Annotated in this window: 14 protein-coding genes; 7 read left to right on the top strand and 7 right to left on the bottom strand. The window is 64.8% G+C overall.

Annotated features, from left to right (window positions below):
- Positions 1–51: 51 nt before the first annotated feature.
- The 4 genes from U873_RS0111815 (at position 52) to U873_RS0111800 (ending at position 5,356) form a co-directional block, all read left to right on the top strand.
- Positions 52–1,182: a polysaccharide deacetylase family protein gene (locus U873_RS0111815; protein ID WP_025128463.1), complete on the top strand. Its 1,131-nt coding sequence runs from the start codon at positions 52–54 to the stop codon at positions 1,180–1,182.
- A gap of 196 nt (positions 1,183–1,378) precedes the next feature.
- Complete coding sequence (locus tag U873_RS0111810; protein ID WP_025128462.1) at positions 1,379–3,313, top strand: ATP-dependent DNA helicase RecQ; 1,935 nt, start codon at positions 1,379–1,381, stop codon at positions 3,311–3,313.
- A gap of 315 nt (positions 3,314–3,628) precedes the next feature.
- On the top strand, positions 3,629–4,855 hold the full coding sequence (locus tag U873_RS0111805; protein WP_025128461.1) for a 3-hydroxyacyl-CoA dehydrogenase: 1,227 nt from the start codon (positions 3,629–3,631) through the stop codon (positions 4,853–4,855).
- A gap of 66 nt (positions 4,856–4,921) precedes the next feature.
- A complete protein-coding gene (locus U873_RS0111800) occupies positions 4,922–5,356 on the top strand; it encodes a thioesterase family protein (protein WP_025128460.1) in 435 nt (144 codons plus the stop codon).
- Between the two features lie 152 nt (positions 5,357–5,508).
- On the opposite strand, the gene U873_RS0111795 is transcribed toward U873_RS0111800, so the two are convergent.
- From U873_RS0111795 to U873_RS0111785, 3 genes are all read right to left on the bottom strand, one after another.
- Entirely contained in the window at positions 5,509–5,982 is a 474-nt protein-coding gene (locus U873_RS0111795) for a YMGG-like glycine zipper-containing protein (protein ID WP_025128459.1), read from the bottom strand.
- A gap of 282 nt (positions 5,983–6,264) precedes the next feature.
- Positions 6,265–8,613 carry an FdhF/YdeP family oxidoreductase gene (locus U873_RS0111790; RefSeq protein WP_025128458.1) on the bottom strand — a complete coding sequence of 783 codons (2,349 nt, stop codon included), beginning with the start codon at positions 8,611–8,613 and terminating at the stop codon, positions 6,265–6,267.
- A gap of 299 nt (positions 8,614–8,912) precedes the next feature.
- Positions 8,913–9,800, bottom strand: coding sequence for a LysR family transcriptional regulator (locus U873_RS0111785; protein WP_025128457.1), 888 nt, complete (start codon positions 9,798–9,800; stop codon positions 8,913–8,915).
- A gap of 136 nt (positions 9,801–9,936) precedes the next feature.
- Between U873_RS0111785 and lysM the strand changes: the two genes are divergently transcribed.
- Positions 9,937–10,377, top strand: a complete 441-nt coding sequence (gene lysM, locus U873_RS0111780) for a peptidoglycan-binding protein LysM (RefSeq protein ID WP_025128456.1) — start codon at positions 9,937–9,939, stop codon at positions 10,375–10,377.
- A gap of 61 nt (positions 10,378–10,438) precedes the next feature.
- Here lysM and yrfG read toward each other — a convergent pair whose 3' ends face one another.
- On the bottom strand, positions 10,439–11,101 hold the full coding sequence (gene yrfG / locus U873_RS0111775; RefSeq protein ID WP_025128455.1) for a GMP/IMP nucleotidase: 663 nt from the start codon (positions 11,099–11,101) through the stop codon (positions 10,439–10,441).
- A gap of 221 nt (positions 11,102–11,322) precedes the next feature.
- Here yrfG and nudE point away from each other — a divergent pair, with 221 nt between their 5' ends.
- Complete coding sequence (gene nudE, locus U873_RS0111770) at positions 11,323–11,889, top strand: ADP compounds hydrolase NudE (RefSeq protein WP_025128454.1); 567 nt, start codon at positions 11,323–11,325, stop codon at positions 11,887–11,889.
- Positions 11,890–11,900: 11 nt separating this feature from the next.
- Positions 11,901–12,749 carry a 3'(2'),5'-bisphosphate nucleotidase CysQ gene (gene cysQ, locus U873_RS0111765; protein WP_025128453.1) on the top strand — a complete coding sequence of 283 codons (849 nt, stop codon included), beginning with the start codon at positions 11,901–11,903 and terminating at the stop codon, positions 12,747–12,749.
- Positions 12,750–12,844: 95 nt separating this feature from the next.
- Here the strand turns inward: cysQ and U873_RS0111760 are convergent, their stop codons facing one another.
- The 3 genes from U873_RS0111760 to U873_RS0111750 form a co-directional block, all read right to left on the bottom strand.
- Positions 12,845–13,300, bottom strand: a complete 456-nt coding sequence (locus tag U873_RS0111760) for a YiiD C-terminal domain-containing protein (RefSeq protein ID WP_025128452.1) — start codon at positions 13,298–13,300, stop codon at positions 12,845–12,847.
- A gap of 37 nt (positions 13,301–13,337) precedes the next feature.
- A complete protein-coding gene (locus U873_RS0111755) occupies positions 13,338–14,744 on the bottom strand; it encodes a sigma-54 dependent transcriptional regulator (RefSeq protein WP_025128451.1) in 1,407 nt (468 codons plus the stop codon).
- A gap of 86 nt (positions 14,745–14,830) precedes the next feature.
- Positions 14,831–16,639, bottom strand: a complete 1,809-nt coding sequence (locus U873_RS0111750) for an ATP-binding protein (RefSeq protein WP_025128450.1) — start codon at positions 16,637–16,639, stop codon at positions 14,831–14,833.
- Positions 16,640–16,673 lie beyond the last annotated feature (34 nt).

Genomic DNA, 16,673 nt, shown 5'->3' with positions numbered 1-16,673 from the left:
TATCTCCACAACGCGCCGGCAGTGGCGCGTTGTGTATTTATGGAGGTTGATATGCGAATTCGTCTTTTCCCCTGGTTGCTGGCGCTGTGCCTGGCCACGGGAGTGGCCCAGGCCGCTGGCCCATTGGCCTTTGCCACCATCGACCGTAGCGGCTGGCCGACCCCGCTGATCAATGCAGCGGATTTCGATACCGCCTCGCGGGCTGAGATCCTGATGTTCGGCAAGGCCCTGCTGGCCAGCGAGGCGCTGGACGAAAAGGCCTTGAAGCAGCGGCTCGGGGTCAAGCAGCTGGACCTCAAGTCGATCGATCAGGTACGCCAGCGTTTCTGGAGGTTGCTGCTGAACAACTATCAGTTGGCCAGCCGTGACTGTGAGGGCGAGGCGTTCTGCCTGGCAGTGCGCAACCTCGCGCAGTTGCGCCAGCTGGCGGCCAGCTTCACGGGACGCAGCAAATCCACCTACGGCCCCTGGGCCGAAGCCAGTGCCCGGTTCCATCAGCAATACCTGAACGAGCAACTGCGGCTGGCGGCGTTGTTTCCCACCGTGAGCAGTGAAATCCAACGTATCGATCCGGCCGAAATGCTGGGAGATGAACTGGAGGACCGGCAGTTCCTGCTGACCTTCGATGATGGCCCGAGCCCACGCGGCGGGCGCACGGATGAGTTGCTGGAAGTACTGCGGGCCTACGACCTGCATAGCCTGTTCTTTGTCCTGGGGGACTCGTTTCAGGCTCGCTTGAGCCAGTCTTCGGCGGGGCAGATGCGTGAGTTGTATGACAACCAGTGTGTTGGCGTACACGGTTGGGAGCACAAGTCCCATTCCTCGTGGGGCGCCTGGCAGAACTCGGTGATCCACAGTGCCAACCTGGCCAATCGCACCCTGGCGGACGAATACCAGCCGCGGTTTCGCCCGCCCTACGGGCAGCGTCGCAGCGACAGCGCCGGGTTCTTCAAGGCCCAGGGCCTGCAACTGATGTTGTGGAACATCGATTCCCAGGACTGGAGCAGGAAGGTCAGTGCCCAGGACGCCATCCAGCGGGTCCAGACGCTGATGCTGCTCTGGCGGCGCGGCATCATTCTGTTCCATGACACCCATGCCAAGGCGGCCCAGGCCGTGCCGGCGCTGTTCGAAGCCAATCAGCACAATGGCGTGCAGTGGCTGGATTGCCGGAGCCTGCGCTAGGTTTTCGGCCCTGCACCCGTTGCTGCCGCAGCACCCGTTCGTTCATGCAGGAAGAGCGGGTGCAGGAGACGGCCGGCCGGTTGAAACTTTTGCGTCCGGTATCATCCGGTAGCCCTTTTCCCGCTACCTTTACTCGACCCGCTGGCCCGTCACGCTAGTCTTCAGTGACAGGTCAGCGGTCAACGGAGTGACCCTCATGCACAGCACCCTCGAACAGGTCTTCGGTTATCCACGGTTCCGTCCGGGCCAGGAGGCTGCAGTCAGCGCGGTGCTGGCCGGGCGCTCGGCGGCGGCGATCTTTCCCACTGGCTCGGGCAAGTCCCTGTGCTATCAATTGCCGGCCTTGCTGTTGCCACACCTGACCCTGGTGGTCTCGCCCCTGCTGGCACTGATGCAGGACCAGCTGGCCTTCCTTCAACGCCATGGCATTGCCGCGGCCAGCATCGATTCGGCGCAGAGTCGCGATGAGGCCAACGAGGTCATGGCCCGGGCCCGCTCCGGTGAACTGAAGATCCTGATGATCTCCGTGGAACGCCTGAAGAACGAGCGCTTTCGCAACTTTCTGCAGCAGGTGCCGATCTCGCTGCTGGTGGTGGACGAGGCCCACTGCATCTCTGAATGGGGTCACAACTTCCGCCCCGACTACCTGAAGCTGCCGGACTACCAGCGCCAGTTCAACATTCCCCAGGCCCTGCTGCTGACGGCCACGGCGACCCCCAAGGTGATCGCCGACATGCAGGCCAAGTTCGCCATCGCCCCAGACGATGTGGTGACCACCGGTTTCTACCGACCCAACCTCAACCTGCTGGTGGAACCGGTACGTGGCGCGGACAAGCGCCGGCGGCTGGTGCAGTGGATGAGCGAGCGAGCCGGGCAGGCGAGCATTGTCTACGTGACGCTGCAGAAGACCGCCGAGCAGATCGCCGAGCACCTGAGCCAGCAGGGCATCGCCGCCGAGGCCTACCACGCCGGCTTGCCCCATGAGCAGCGCGAGTCGATCCAGCGGCGCTTCATGGCAGGACGCAGCCTGTGCATCGTCGCCACCATCGCCTTCGGCATGGGCATCGACAAGAGCGACATCCGCAACGTGGTGCATTTCGACTTGCCCAAGTCCATCGAGAACTACAGCCAGGAAATCGGGCGTGCCGGCCGTGATGGCCAGCCGTCGGATTGCCTGGTGCTGGCCAACCGCGACAGCCTCAACGTGCTGGAGAACTTCGTCTATGGCGATACCCCGGAGTTGAGCGGCATTCGTTGTGTGCTCGACGAGCTGCAGGCCTCGGCGCCGGACGGCCAGTGGGAGTTCCTGCTCGGGCCCCTGGCGGACCAGAGCAACATCCGCCAGCTGCCGCTCAAGACCTTGCTGGTGCAGTTGGAGCTGCGCGGCCTGATCGCGCCGCGCTACGCCTATTTCGCCGAGTACCGTTTCAAGTTCCTCCTGGAAACCCAGGACCTGCTGGCGCGTTTCGAGGGCGAGCGCCGGGACTTCGTCGAAGCCATCATCCACACCTCAAGCCGTGCCCGGACCTGGGCCACGGTGAATTTCGACGCGCTCTATGACCAGTACCAGGCGCCACGCAACCGAGTGGTCAAGGCCTTGGACTACTTCCAGGAAAAGGGCTGGGTGGAGCTGGAAAGCAAACAGATGACCGAGGTCTACAGCCTGCTGCAGACGGACTTCGATGCCGCCGCCTTGAGCGCAGACCTGCACGGCTATTTCACGCGTCATGAGGCCAGCGAGATCGCGCGGATCCACGCCATGCTCGATCTGTTCGCCACCGAGCAGTGCCTGGGGCATCGCCTGGCGCAGTATTTCGGTGACGAGCAGGCGCCCCGGCGCTGCGGGCACTGCTCAGTCTGCCATGGCCAGGTGGCGCACTTGCCAGAGCCTCCGGCCCTGTCGGCACTTGTGGATAAGAACTTCGACGGGCTGTGTGCCGACTTTATCCACAGGCATCAGCAGCACAGCGGCGCTGTGCCCGGGGCGGAGCGGCTGACGCGTTTTCTCTGTGGCATCAGTGTGCCGCTGTTCACCAAGCTCAAGGCCCGGGGCATTCCCGGCTTCGCGGCGCTGGAGAATTACCCCTATGCCGCGGTGCGCGAGTGGTGCGAGTCCCATTTGCCCGGCTGACAACGGGCTAAAAAACTCTCCGGCCGCCTGTGGCGAGGAAACGTACTTGCGCTTGGCTGGTCGGCTTTCCGAGGTGCAGTGGGGGTAAAAACCTCTTCTGAATCCCGTACCGGGCGAGTGCTGCAAGCCATCCAGGCGCCTGCGCCAGCGCGAACCAAGGTGGTCAGAACCTGGTCTTTCGCGAGCAAAGCGTGGCTGGCATTCTTCCGCAAAATCCATTCGCTGAATGCTGCTCATCACAGGAATAAATTTCAAAAATGATACTCGCCTGACTATGGTGGTGTCTGTCTTCGAATTGCCTACAAGAGAGCCAGCATGAGCCAGACAGCATTCGACATTCAGCGCGCCGCAGTGATCGGCGCCGGCACCATGGGCCGCGGTATCGTCATGTGCCTGGCCAACGCCGGCCTGCCGGTACTCTGGCTGGACAACAATGCGCAGATGCTTGAGCAAGCATTGCAGGCGGTGGCCGAGACCTACGCCCACAACCTGCGTCAGGGGCGGATCGATCAGGCCGAGGCCGATGCGCGCCTGGCCCGAATCAAGCCCGTGGCGGATTATCCACAGCTTGCCGAGGTGGACCTGGTGATCGAGGCGGTCTACGAGAACCTCGAACTCAAGCAGCAGATCTTTCGCCAGCTGGACGCCACCCTCAAGCCCGGGGCGATCCTGGCCAGCAATACTTCGGCCCTGGATATCGACGCGATTGCCGCTGTTACCCAGCGGCAATCCCTAGTGCTGGGGCTGCACTTCTTCAGCCCGGCACACATCATGAAACTGCTGGAAGTGGTGCGCGGCGCCAAGACCGCGCCGGCGGTGCTCGAAGCGGCCCTGGCCCTGGGCGAGCGCATGGGCAAGGTCAGCGTGGTGGCCGGCAACTGCTTCGGCTTCATTGGCAATCGCATGCTCAATACCTATGTGCTGGAGGCCCGCAAGATGCTCCTGGAAGGGGCCTTCCCCTATCAGGTGGATGCGGCGCTGCAGGGCTTCGGTTTCGCCATGGGGCCGTTTCGCATGTATGACGTGGTCGGCATCGACCTGGGCTGGCGTGCCCGGCAACTGGATGGCGTCGGCCAGGCTGCGCCTGAAGTGCAGGTCGACAACCGCCTGTGCGAGCTGGGGCGTTTCGGCCAGAAGAGCGGCGACGGCTACTACCACTACGAACCGGGCAGTCGCCAGGCCGAACATGATCTGCAGGTCGATGCCCTGGTGCAGCAGGTCAGCGAAGGCCTGGGGTTTCAGCGTCGGGACATCGGCCCTGAGGAAATCCTCGAGCGCTGCCTGCTGGCGCTGGTCAATGAAGGCGCAAAGATCCTCCAGGAAGGCATTGCCCGCTCGGCCCATGACGTCGATCGGGTGTACCTCAACGGCTACGGCTTTCCCCGGGAGCGGGGTGGCCCGATGAGCTGGGCGAATACCCAGGGGCTTGGGCGGATTCGCCAGCGCCTGTTGCACCTGCAGGCCGAGCACGGCGCGCATTGGCGCCCGGCGCAACTGATCGACGAGTTGGCGGCGGCAGGAAAAGGGTTTGCCCAGGCGTAGCTGCTTGGGGTGAAATGCCGGGCGATCAATCGATCGCCCGGTATCGAGTCGATGGGAGAAACCTGCATGACCGAGTCCATGCCGCAACGCGGCGACTACCGCCATTTCCAGCCGATCATCACCCGCTGGCATGACAACGACGTCTATGGCCATGTGAACAACGTCACCTACTACAGCTTCTTCGACACGGCAGTGAACACCTACCTGATCGAACAGGGGGGCCTGGACATCCATGATGGCGAGGTGGTGGGGCTGGTGGTCAGTTCGGCTTGCGACTACTTCGCGTCCATCGCCTTTCCCGAGCGTATCGAGATCGGCCTGCGAGTCGGCAAGCTGGGCAACAGCTCGGTGCAATATGAGCTGGCGGTGTTCAAGGCGGGAGAAGCGGATGCCTGTGCGGCGGGGCGTTTCGTCCATGTGTTCGTGGACCGGGCCTCGAACCAGCCCGTGCCGATTCCGCCTGCATTGCGCGTGGCCCTGGAGCAGCTGCTACCCGCCTGAATGCAGGTAGCCGCTGTCTTCAATCTGGGTCGTTGCCCCTGGTTGTGAAGGGCGAGGTCGCAGCCCTGAAGGCCGGTATCGGCCATGAGGTTGCCGGCCTGGGTCCTGCTGCGCCGCCACCTGCTACTGAGGCCGCGGCGCGGTCCGGGTGATCAGTCGCGATAGTGACGGTGCTTGCGATGCCCATAGGCATGGCCCCGGCCACGGTGGCCATCGCGGTAGTAGCGGCGGTCGTCGCGGCCACGGTAGTTGCGATCTTCCCGGGCGCTTTCATTGCCCATGTAGTTACCCAGCGCGCCGCCGGCGCCACCGCCTGCTGCTGCGCCGATCAGGCTGCCGGTGTTGCCCCCCATGCTGCGCCCGACGACGTTGCCGCCGGCAGCACCCAGGGCACCGCCAATGGCTGCCTGGCCACGGCTGCGCTTGTCGGCACCGACCGCACTGCCGCCCGCGCCGCCCAGGGCTGCGCCGATGGCCGAGCCGGTATTACCGCCGATCTGCTGACCGACCACCGAGCCTAGAACCCCGCCCAATGCGCCGCCCACACCTGCTTCGGTGGTGCCGCCGGCAGAGGCTGCGCCACTGATCAGGCCAAGGGACAACAAGAGAATCGAGGAGAACTTCATAGAGGAGCCTCAAAGGGATGACGGCGCGATCCTGAGGCTGTATCACCACGCTTACAAACGAAATCCGACGAATAGCACGAGTTGTACACAATCTCGTAACTTACTGTTTTTATTGCGGAACTTAAGTGATTTTTGCGGGTCTTTAGCTACTTCGGAACGGCCGCTTTTATGCAAAAGCGGCCTTTTTTGTGCCCGCGATTCAAGACCGCGAAGAGGCGCTCGCCAGCTTACCTGTCAAGTGTAGGAGTTGGCTTGCCAGCGAAGAGGCCCTCAAGTCAGGCATCAGGCCGAGCGGGCCATGATCAGGCCGCTGTCGCTGGCCGCCTCCAGGCGGATGGCGATGAACTTCGACGTCGGGGTGTGGCTGCCGTCACCGGTACTTTCCAATGGCACCAGGGGGTTCACCTCCGGGTAGTAGGCCGCAGCCTGGCCCGCCGGAATATCGAACGCCAGCAGGGTGAAGCCCTTGACCCGGCGCTCGCGACCGTCATCCCAGAGCGACACGATATCGGCCTTCTGCCCCGGCTTGAAGCCCAGGCGGATGATGTCCGCCTCGTTGGCGAACAGCACGTCGCGCTGGCCCTTGACCCCACGATAACGGTCATCGAGGCCGTAGATGGTGGTGTTGTACTGGTCATGGGAGCGCATCGACTGCAGGATCAGGTCCGGCAGTTGGCCGGTGGCCCGGGTGCGTTCGTGGATCAGGTCCTTGGGCAAGGCATTGGCGCGAAAGTTGGCGCGCCCCGAGGGGGTGTTCCACTGCCGCGCCCCGGCGCTGTTGCCCAGGTAGAAACCACCCGGGTGCTTGAGCCGCTCGTTGAAGTCCTTGAAGCCGGGAATGGTGTCGGCGATCAGGTCGCGGATGCGCCCGTAGTCCGCCGCCAGCCAGTTCCAGTCCACCGGGCGGCTACCCAGCGTCGCGGCGGCGATACCGGCGAGGATCCATGGCTCGGAGCGCATGTGCGCCGACAATGGCTGCAACTGGCCGTTGGAGGCGTGGACCATGCTGAAGGAGTCTTCCACGGTCACGGCCTGCGGGCCGCCTGCCTGCTGGTCGATGTCGGTGCGGCCCAGGCACGGCAGGATCAGCGCCTGCTTGCCGTGGGCCAGGTGGCTGCGGTTGAGCTTGGTGCTGATCTGCACGGTCAGGTCGCAGTTGCTCAGGGCCTGGAAGGTCCGTGGGCTGTCCGGGGTGGCTTGGGCGAAGTTGCCCCCCAGGCCGATGAACACCTTGGAGCGGCCTTCGAGCATGGCGTGAATCGCCTCGACCACGTTGTGGCCGTTCTCCCGAGGGACCTTGAACTGGAAACGCCGCTCCAGGGAATCGAGGAAGGCCACCGGCGGGCGTTCGTTGATGCCCATGGTGCGGTCGCCCTGCACGTTGCTGTGGCCGCGTACCGGGCACAGGCCGGCGCCGGGCTTGCCGATATTGCCCCGCAGCAGCATCAGGCTGGCGATTTCCTGGATGGTCGGTACCGAGTGGCGGTGCTGGGTGATGCCCATGGCCCAGCACATGATCACGTTCTTGCCCTTGGCGTACATGCGCGCCGCTTGTTCGATCTCCACCAGGGTCAGGCCTGATTGCTCGACGATCTGTTCCCAGGGGGTGTCGTCGACCATGCCCAGGTAGTCGAGCACGTTGGCGGTGTGCTCATTGAGGAAAGCATGGTCGAACACCGCCGGGGCGCCGAGTTTCTGCGCGTCGCGCTCCCACTGCAGGAGGAACTTGGCCATGCCTCGCAGCAGGGCCATGTCGCCGCCCAGGGCCGGGCGGAAGTAGGCGGTGTTGGTCGGGCGGTTGCCGTTGGTGAGCATCTCGATCGGGCTTTGCGGGTGCTGGAAACGTTCCAGGCCGCGCTCCTTGAGCGGGTTGATGCACACCACCTGGGCCCCGCGCTTCACTGCTTCACGCAGCGGTTCGAGCATGCGCGGGTGGTTGGTGCCGGGGTTCTGGCCCCAGACGAAGATCGCGTCCGCGTGTTCGAAGTCATCGAAGGTCACGGTGCCCTTGCCGACCCCGACGCTTTGCGCCAGGGCTACGCCGCTGGCCTCGTGGCACATGTTCGAGCAGTCGGGGAAGTTGTTGGTGCCGTAGGCGCGCACGAACAGCTGGTACAGATAGGCCGCTTCGTTGCTGGCCCGGCCCGAGGTGTAGAACTCGGCCATGTCCGGGTTGGGCAGGTTGTGCAGGTGCTTGGCGATCAGGCTGAAGGCGTTCTCCCAGCTGATGGGCTGGTAGCGGTCGGTCTCGGCGTTGTAGCTCATGGGCTCGGTCAGCCGGCCCTGGTACTCCAGCCAGTAGTCGCTCTGCTCCAGCAGCGCGGTGACGCTGTGCTTGGCGAAGAAGGCGGCGTCCACCCGGCGCTTGGTGGCTTCCCAGTTAACCGCCTTGGCGCCGTTTTCGCAGAACTTGACCATGCCGCTTTCCGGCGAGTCGCCCCAGGCGCAGCCCGGGCAGTCGAAACCGCCGTTCTGGTTGGTCTTGAGCATCATGCGGATATTCTTCAGGGCGTTGTCGCTGGTCAGCCAGGCCTGGGCCACGCTGATCAGGGCACCCCAGCCACCGGCCGGGCCCTTGTAGGGCTTGTAGCGGGCCACCGGCTTCTGATCGGCTTGATGATGTGTACTCACGGGCGACTCTCCATCGCGGGCTGTCGACCCGCGGCGCACTTCACGGCGGCAGGTGGACAAGGTTGAGGCGCTGATCACGCGACCATCGCCTGGCCAGGCTGGTGGCTTCCGCTTGCGAGCGCTTGAGGGGGCTGTGGGTCTGGCGGGCGGCAAACGCCTGGCGGCGTTGCGGGGGCGGGAGCCATGCAGGCCGGGCACTAGCGTTCGTTAAGGGACCAGCGGCGTAGTGGGGCCAAGACTAAGCGCGGCAATCTGTCGCGTCTAATTGCTAGTACTGATCCCTTGATAGATGGCGTCGATCAAGCCTCGTTGAACGATTCCTGATAAAGCGCGAAGCAGGCTTGCGCCAGGGCGGAGCGCGGCGCGCTGCGTCGCATGATCAAGCCCAGGCGGGCCAGGGTCTGGGCATTTTCGATGGGTTGCAGGCGCAGGTGTTCGGTGAGGGCTTCCAGGCCGCTGTCCAGGGGCATCACCGCGCAACACAGGCCGCCGTGGACCATCTGCACCAACTGATGGACGGCATCGGTCTGCAGCACCGGCTGTGGATGCAGGCCGCGGATGTGGAAGTTGTGGTCGATGGATTGGCGAAAGTGCATGCCACTGGTGAGCAGGCCCAGGGGCAGTTCGATCAAGGACTCCCAGCTCAGGGGCTGCTCGCCGAAGCTGAAATGCCGCTGGTCGTACAACAGCCCCATGCGGGTCTGGCCCAGGGCCAGCGAGTCGAAGTGCTCGCTGTCCAGGCGCTCCAGGTAAGACACGCCGAGGTCCAGGCGGTTGCTCGCCAGCTGTTCGAGAATCTGCTCGGAACTCAGGGACGAGAGCTCGAAGCGCAGGTTCGGGTGTTCACTGTGCAAGCGTTGCATCAAGGGCAAGGGATCGAAGCTCGACAAGGGCACCACGCCCAGTCGCAAGGTGCCCACCAGGCTGCCCCGGCACGCGGCGGCTTCGGCCAGCAGGCCGTCGTAGGCCGTGATCACGGTACGAGCCCAGGCCAGGACCCGCTCGCCGGGAGCGGTAAAGCCTTCAAAGCGCTGGCCACGGTTGACCAGGGGCAGGTCGAGCTCTGCCTCGAGGCTGCGCAGGCGCATGGACAGGGTCGGCTGGGTGATATGGCAGCGGGCCGCGGCCTGGCCGAAGTGACGGGTTTCGTCGAGGGCGATGAGGAATTTCAGCTGCTTGATGTCCATCGTCGCTCCGGGGCGGCAAAAGGTCGGGATTCTACCGCGCGGGCGCGACCTTGGGTCACTGGTCGCCCGGGAACCTCACCCGGTCAGGCTGGTCTAGTCTTTCGCGTCTGGATCTATCAACCAAGGAGTGTGCGACATGAGCATTTTCAGCTTTGTGAAAGAAGCCGGTGAAAAACTGATCGACTTGCTGACCCCGGGTAACGCCAATGCCAGCGAGCAACTCAAGGAGCACATCGCCAAGGTCGGCCTGGGCAATCCCAATGTCCAGGCCACCGTGGAAGGCGACAAGGTCATCGTGAGCGGCGAAGTAGCGAGCCAGGAAGAGAAGGAAAAGATCCTTCTGGCCCTGGGCAATATCGCCGGTGTCGGCAGTGTCGAGGACCAGATCACCGTGACCGGTCCGGTCGTGGTGTCGGCGGTGTTCGTGACCGTGAAGAAGGGCGACACCCTGAGCGCCATCGCCAAGGTGCAATACGGCGATGCCAACAAGTACAACAAGATTTTCGAGGCCAACAAGCCGCTGCTGTCCCACCCGGACAAGATCTATCCGGGGCAGGTCCTGCGTATTCCCGAGTGATCGGTTAGCCGCGCTTGCGGGCAAGCCTGCTCCACTGGAGCAGGCTTGCCCGCAAAGGCATTCACAGCCCTGCGATCAGTTCCCGATAGTCTCCCAGCGCCGCGAATTCCGCGGTGTCCTTCGGCCCTTTGCGGCTGTCTGGCTGGCTCACCGCCAGTAACTGCGCCACGCCAAAGTCCCGCGCACTGCGCAGGATCGGCAAGGTGTCGTCGATGAACAGGCTGCGGGCCGGGTCGAACTGGATATCGGCCTGCAGGGCGTCCCAGAACTGCGGGTTTTCCTTGGGGAAGCCGTAGTCATGGGAGCTGATCAAGCGCTCGAAGTAGGGCGCCAGCTCGATCCGTTCCAACTTCAGCGACAGGGAATCACGGTGGGCATTGGTGATCAGTATCACTCGCTTGCCGGCCTGCCTGAGCGCGGCAAGAAAGGTATCGGCATCCGGGCGCAGGGCGATCAGGTAGGCGGTTTCCAGCTTCAGTTCGCGCACCGAGAGTTTCAGCTCGGCGCTCCAGAAGTCCAGGCAATACCACTGCAACTGCCCGGCGTTACGCTCGAACAAGGGTTGCAACTCCAGCTCGGCCATGGCCCGACTGACCCCGTGCAACTCGGCATAGCGCTGGGGCAGGTGCTCCATCCAGAAGTGGTTGTCGTAGTGCAGGTCCAGCAGGGTGCCGTCCATGTCCAGCAGGACGGTATCGATTTCATGCCAGGGCAGTAAGGCCATCGAACACTTCTCCAGCAATCAGAAAACAGCCGACCACCAGGGTCGACAAGGCTAGGGGGCAAGGGAAATCCACTGACCGCAAGGATAGAGAAAATACCCTGGCGGCAACGGTCACACGCAGTAAACAATCCGTCGCGGGGCCTGGGGGCAGGCACGCAATCTGCAACCCAGTCACTTTAAAACAGGCTGTATAGTAACCCGCTATCGCCAAGGAGCCCGTTATGCGCCAGAAACCCACCGTACTCGCCCGCGAGATCGTCGCCACCAGTCGTCTGTTCTGTGTCGAAGAGGTGCAGTTGCGGTTCTCCAATGGTGCCGAGCGTACCTATGAGCGCCTGGTGGGCAAGGGCGCCGGCTATGGCGCAGTGATGATCGTGGCGATGCTCGATGCGGAGCACGCGGTGCTGGTGGAGGAATACTGCGGCGGCACCGACGCCTACGAGCTGTCCCTGCCCAAGGGCCTGATCGAGCCGGGCGAGGACGTCCTGGCGGCGGCCGAGCGCGAGCTCAAGGAGGAGGCCGGGTTTGGCGCGCGGCAACTGGAGCACCTGACCGAGCTGTCGTTGTCCCCGGGCTACATGAGCCAGAAGATCCAGGTGGTGCTGGCCACCGACCTGTACGAAGAGCGCCTGGAGGGCGACGAGCCGGAGCCGATGCGGGTCGACAAAGTCAACCTGCGAGAGCTGGCCAGCCTGGTGCAGAATCCGCAATTCAGTGAAGGCCGGGCCCTGGCCGCGCTGTACCTGACCCGCGACTTGCTGAGCCAGCGCGGAGTCTTTCAAGCATGAGCGAGATCAGCATGAACCTGCCCCACCCCCTGCTGGCACCGGTGATCGACCTGGCGCTGCGCGCCGGCGAGGCGATCCTGCCGTTCTGGCGCGCCGATGTGGCGGTCAATCACAAGGCCGACGAGTCCCCGGTGACTGCCGCGGACCTGGCCGCCCACCACTTGATCGTGGCCGGCCTGACCGCGCTGGCTCCGGACATCCCGATACTCTCCGAGGAAGATGCCGACATCCCCCAGGCGACCCGGGCCGGCTGGCAGCGCTGGTGGCTGGTGGACCCGCTGGACGGCACCAAGGAGTTCATTTCCGGCAGTGAGGAGTTCACCGTTAACATCGCCCTGATCGAACAGGGACGGGTGGTGTTTGGCGTGGTGTCGATGCCCACCAATGGGCGTTGCTACTTTGGTGGCGCAGGCCTGGGGGCCTGGCGGGCGGATCGGGGGCAGTCGCCCCAGGCGATCCAGGTGCGCGAACAGCCAGGTGCGGGGGAAGCCTTTACCGTGGTGGCCAGCCGTCGTCATTCGAGCCCGGAGCAGGAACGGTTGCTCAGTGGCCTGGGGGCGGCCCTGGGCGAGCTGCAACTGGCCAATATCGGCAGTTCGCTGAAGTTCTGCCTGCTGGCCGAAGGGGCGGCGGATTGCTATCCGCGCCTGGCGCCCACTTCGCAGTGGGATACCGCGGCGGCCCAGGGCGTGCTGGAAGGCGCCGGGGGCGAGGTGCTGGACATGACCGGTGTGCCGTTCTGCTACCCGCCCCGGGAGTCGTTGCTCAATGGCTTTTTCCTGGCGTTGCCGGCCAAGGCCACCTGGCGGGCGAAGCTGTTGGCGCTGTGTGATTGCAACGGGGCTGCACAGGCGCAGTAAAGCGGCTTTCCAGGTCTTTCCGGAGAGTCCCGGCGTCAGGGTCTGGGGCCGCTTTGCGGCCCAGCGGGAGCAGGCTCCCCCGCCACAGCTTGGCGTCAGCGATGCAGGACGTACTGGCCACTGAAACGCACGGCATCTGCGTCCTGGCCGGCGTTGACCACGCGGGTGTCCAGGGTCAGTCGGGCCCGGCCGTAGCGCTGGTACATGGCAAGGAATTTCTTCCAGACCTTTTCATCCGGTGCGCCGCAGATCGCCACCGCATCGCCGGTGACCGGCAGCGGGTAGCTGATTTGCCCTTCCTGAATGACGATGTGCCCATCCTCGATCCCGACTTCCTTGAGCCGCAGGTGCAGCCAGCCCCAACCGGCCAGGACCGCGCCGCAGTACAGGCTGCCGCCGAACATGGTGCTCTTGTGGTTGACGTTGGCCTCCAGGGGCAGGTGCAGGCGCAACTCTAGTGCCTGCCAGTCGAGGACCTTGAGCCCCATGTCCCGGGTCAGGGGAATGTCGTGATGGAGGATGGATTCCAGGTATCGACTGTCGCGGTTCATGCACGGGCCTCAAGGGTCAAGGGAGTAACGGTGGGGCTCATTCGGATTCGTCGCCGGGCTGGCTGGCGCCACCGTCGGCGAAGTTCAAGCCATGCTTGCGCAGTTTGTCGTGCAGGGTCTTGCGGGGAATGCCCAGGGCTTCGGCAAGGCTGCGCATCGAGCTGTGGGGCTGGGCCAGTTCGGCGGCGATCAGGCTCTTCTCGAAGTGTTCCACCTGCTCGCTCAGGCCACCTGCGATCACCTTGGGAGCGACAGCGGCGCCGTGCGGCAGGTCGTTGTGGTCCAGGGCCAGCTCCAGGCCCAGGGCGAAACGCTCGGCGGCGTTCTGCAGTTCGCGCACGTTGCCCGGCCAGTCGTGGCGCAGCAGCAGGGCACGATGCCCGGGCTGCAGCTCCTGGGGCGGCAGGCCGTGGCGGGCACTGGCTTCGTCGGCGAAATGCTGGAACAGCATCAGTGCGTCTTCACCCCGTTCACGCAGGGACGGAATGCGCAGCGGGGCGACATTCAGGCGGTAGTAGAGGTCGGCGCGAAAGCGTCCCTGGTCCGCGGCCTGGCGCAGGTCTTCCTTGGTCGCGGCGATGATGCGGATATCCAGGGGGATCAGCTGGTTGCCCCCCAGGCGCTCCACCACCCGCTCCTGAAGCAGGCGCAGCAGCTTGACCTGGACATCCAGGCTCATGCTTTCGATTTCATCGAGAAACAGAGTGCCGCCATTGGCGAATTCGAACTTGCCGATGCGGCGTTTCTGCGCGCCGGTGAAGGCCCCCGGCTCGTGGCCGAACAGTTCGCTTTCCACCACCGACTCCGCCAGGGCGCCGGCATTGATCGCCACGAACGGACCGTTGCGCCGCCCCGACAGGTCATGCAGGGCGCGGGCCACCACCTCCTTGCCGGCTCCGGTCTCGCCAAGGATCAGCACGTCTGCCCGGGTCGCCGCCAGGGCGCCGATCTGCTGGCGCAGGCGCAGCATCGGCGCCGACTGGCCCACCAACCGCGCACTCAGCTCCTGACGGTCGCTGAGGGCCAGGCGCAGGCTGCGGTTGTCGAGCACCAGGCGGCGCCAGTCCAGGGCCCGGCGCACGCTGTCCAGCAGGGCATCGCTGGCGAAGGGTTTTTCCAGAAAGTCATAGGCGCCGGCGCGCATCGCCTGCACCGCCAGGGGCACATCGCCGTGCCCGGTGATCAGCAGCACCGGCAGTTCCGGATCCTGGGCATGCAGTTGGTTGAGCAGCTCCAGGCCGTCCATGCCGGGCATGCGGATATCGCTGACCACGACCCCGGGCCAGTCCCGCTCCAGGCGCGGGGCCAGGCCCTGGGCCTCGGCCAGGGACAGCACCTTGAGTCCGGCCAGGTCCAGGGTCTGGCTCAAGGCCTGGCGCAGATGGGGATCGTCATCGATCAGTACCACCTGCAGCTGGGGATCGAGGGAGTCGGGGCGGGTCATCGGTCACTTTCCAGGTCGTGTCATGGCCGGCAACGCCAGGCCGGGCGGTGAGGTGGATAGCTTATGGCAAAGCCTGTCGGGGTGCTTCATACCCCGCGATCCTCGGAGGGTTGCAGGTTTACCCCCGGTGCCCCGGCGCGCAGGCGCAGGGTGATCAGGGCGCCGCCCTCGGGGTGATTGGCGAACGACAGTTCGCCGCCAAAGGCACGCATCAGGGTGTCGCAGATCGCCAGGCCCAGTCCCAGTCCCTGGGTGCGCGTCTTGGTGGTATAGAACGGCTCGCCGGCGCGCCCCAGGGCCTCCAGGCAAAAGCCCGGGCCATTGTCACGGATGCACAGGTTGACGCCCGCGGCGGTGGATTCGGCACTCAGCCAGAGTTTGCGCGGCGGGCCCTTTTCGGTCAGGGCGTCCAGGGCATTGGCCAGCAGGTTGCCGAGTACCTGGCGCAGGCGGGTTTCCCCGGCTTCGACCCACAGCGTGGCGGCCGGCAGGTCGCGGATCAGTTCCACCTCCATGGCCCGGCGGCGCTTGGCCAGCAGGGCCAGGGCATCGTCCAGGGCTGGCTGCAGGGCGACGCTTTCCGGGGCGTGGTGGTCGCGCCGGGCGAAGGCCCGCAGGTGGGTGATGATCGAGGCCATGCGCCCGGTCAGCTCGCTGATCAGCTTGAGGTTGCCCCGGGCTTCATCGGTGCGCTGGTGGTCCAGCAGCACTTCGGCGTTCTCCGCGTAGCTGCGGATCGCTGCCAGGGGCTGGTTGAGCTCGTGGCTGATACTCGCGGACATGGTGCCCAGGGCCGAGAGCTTGCCGGCCTGGACCAGATTGTCCTGGGCGCGGACCAGTTCCTGCTGGGCGGTCTCACGCTCCAGCACTTCTTGTTTCAGGCGTCGATTGAGGCTCTCCAGGTCGCTGGTGCGCTCGGCCACACGCATCTCCAGCTCCCGTCGGGCCTTGGCTTCGAAGGCGATCCGCTCCAGGTAGTGGCGACGGCGCTGCATCATCAGGCCCAGCAGCAGCATCAGTACCAGCAGCGCAGCGGCGCCCACCGCGACCACGGTGCGCACCGGACGATCGATCAGGGTGCGCGGGGCGAGGATGCTGACGCTCCAGCCGGTTTCCTCGATCTGCTGGGTCTGGGTCAGCCAGGCAGCGGGGTTGAGATTCAATGGCCGTGGGGCGCGGGTCGGGTAGGGCTGGATGGCGACGATGGCCTGGCTCTCCTCGGCGCTCAACGGCCGGGTCGAGCGAAAGCGCCATTCCGGGCGCGAGGTGAGGATCACCACGCCGTTGTGGTCGGTCATCAGCAACTGTTCCGGGGTCTTGCCCCACAGGCTCTCGGTGTGATCCAGATCGACCTTGACCACCAGCACGCCAAGGACTCGCTCGCCATCGCGCACGGCCGCGGCGAAGAAATAGCCCCGCTTGGCCGAGGTGGTGCCCAGGCCGAAGAAGCGCCCGAGGCGTCCGGCCATGGCTTCGCTGAAGTAGGGACGAAAGGCGAAATTGCGCCCGACGAAACTGTCGTGCTTGTCCCAGTTGGACGCTGCCAGGGTGTTGCCCCGGGTGTCCATCAGGTACATGACCTCGGCCCCGGTCTGGGCACTGATGTTTTTCAGCAGGCGATTGGCATTGCCTTGGGTCACGCTATCGTCCGGTGCGCCCAGTACCGAGCGCAGTGCCGGCAGGTCGCCGAGAATCTGCGGCAGCACTTCGTAGCGGTGCAGGGTGCCCAGCAGGTTGGCCACGTAGAGGTCGAGGGTCTGGCGATTCTGGCTGGCCAGTTCGTTGCGGTAATAGCGTTCGGCCAGGTGCTCCAGTGGCCACAGCAACGGCGCCAGGCACAGGGCCAGTAGCGCCAGGCTGCGCCAGCGGGGACGACGGGGAAGGGGTGCAGTCATGGGAAGGGCGCCTGTGGATACAGGCGCATTATGC

Origin of the sequence: Pseudomonas sp. PH1b, from assembly GCF_000633395.1 — a bacterium.
In the GTDB taxonomy this organism is placed as follows: Bacteria; Pseudomonadota; Gammaproteobacteria; order Pseudomonadales; family Pseudomonadaceae; genus Aquipseudomonas.
The sequence above is the reverse complement of the archived record's forward strand: the minus strand, read 5'-3'. Positions and strand labels throughout refer to the sequence as shown.

Excerpts from the sequence above, each read along its gene's own strand:
- U873_RS0111815 (WP_025128463.1), top strand. The coding sequence starts at position 52 with ATGCGAATTCGTCTTTTCCCCTGGTTGCTGGCGCTGTGCCTGGCCACG.
- U873_RS0111810 (WP_025128462.1), top strand. The coding sequence starts at position 1,379 with ATGCACAGCACCCTCGAACAGGTCTTCGGTTATCCACGGTTCCGTCCG.
- U873_RS0111805 (WP_025128461.1), top strand. The coding sequence starts at position 3,629 with ATGAGCCAGACAGCATTCGACATTCAGCGCGCCGCAGTGATCGGCGCC.
- U873_RS0111800 (WP_025128460.1), top strand. The coding sequence starts at position 4,922 with ATGACCGAGTCCATGCCGCAACGCGGCGACTACCGCCATTTCCAGCCG.
- U873_RS0111795 (WP_025128459.1), bottom strand. The coding sequence starts at position 5,982 with ATGAAGTTCTCCTCGATTCTCTTGTTGTCCCTTGGCCTGATCAGTGGC.
- U873_RS0111785 (WP_025128457.1), bottom strand. The coding sequence starts at position 9,800 with ATGGACATCAAGCAGCTGAAATTCCTCATCGCCCTCGACGAAACCCGT.
- lysM (WP_025128456.1), top strand. The coding sequence starts at position 9,937 with ATGAGCATTTTCAGCTTTGTGAAAGAAGCCGGTGAAAAACTGATCGAC.
- yrfG (WP_025128455.1), bottom strand. The coding sequence starts at position 11,101 with ATGGCCTTACTGCCCTGGCATGAAATCGATACCGTCCTGCTGGACATG.
- nudE (WP_025128454.1), top strand. The coding sequence starts at position 11,323 with ATGCGCCAGAAACCCACCGTACTCGCCCGCGAGATCGTCGCCACCAGT.
- cysQ (WP_025128453.1), top strand. The coding sequence starts at position 11,901 with ATGAACCTGCCCCACCCCCTGCTGGCACCGGTGATCGACCTGGCGCTG.
- U873_RS0111760 (WP_025128452.1), bottom strand. The coding sequence starts at position 13,300 with ATGAACCGCGACAGTCGATACCTGGAATCCATCCTCCATCACGACATT.
- U873_RS0111755 (WP_025128451.1), bottom strand. The coding sequence starts at position 14,744 with ATGACCCGCCCCGACTCCCTCGATCCCCAGCTGCAGGTGGTACTGATC.
- U873_RS0111750 (WP_025128450.1), bottom strand. The coding sequence starts at position 16,639 with ATGACTGCACCCCTTCCCCGTCGTCCCCGCTGGCGCAGCCTGGCGCTA.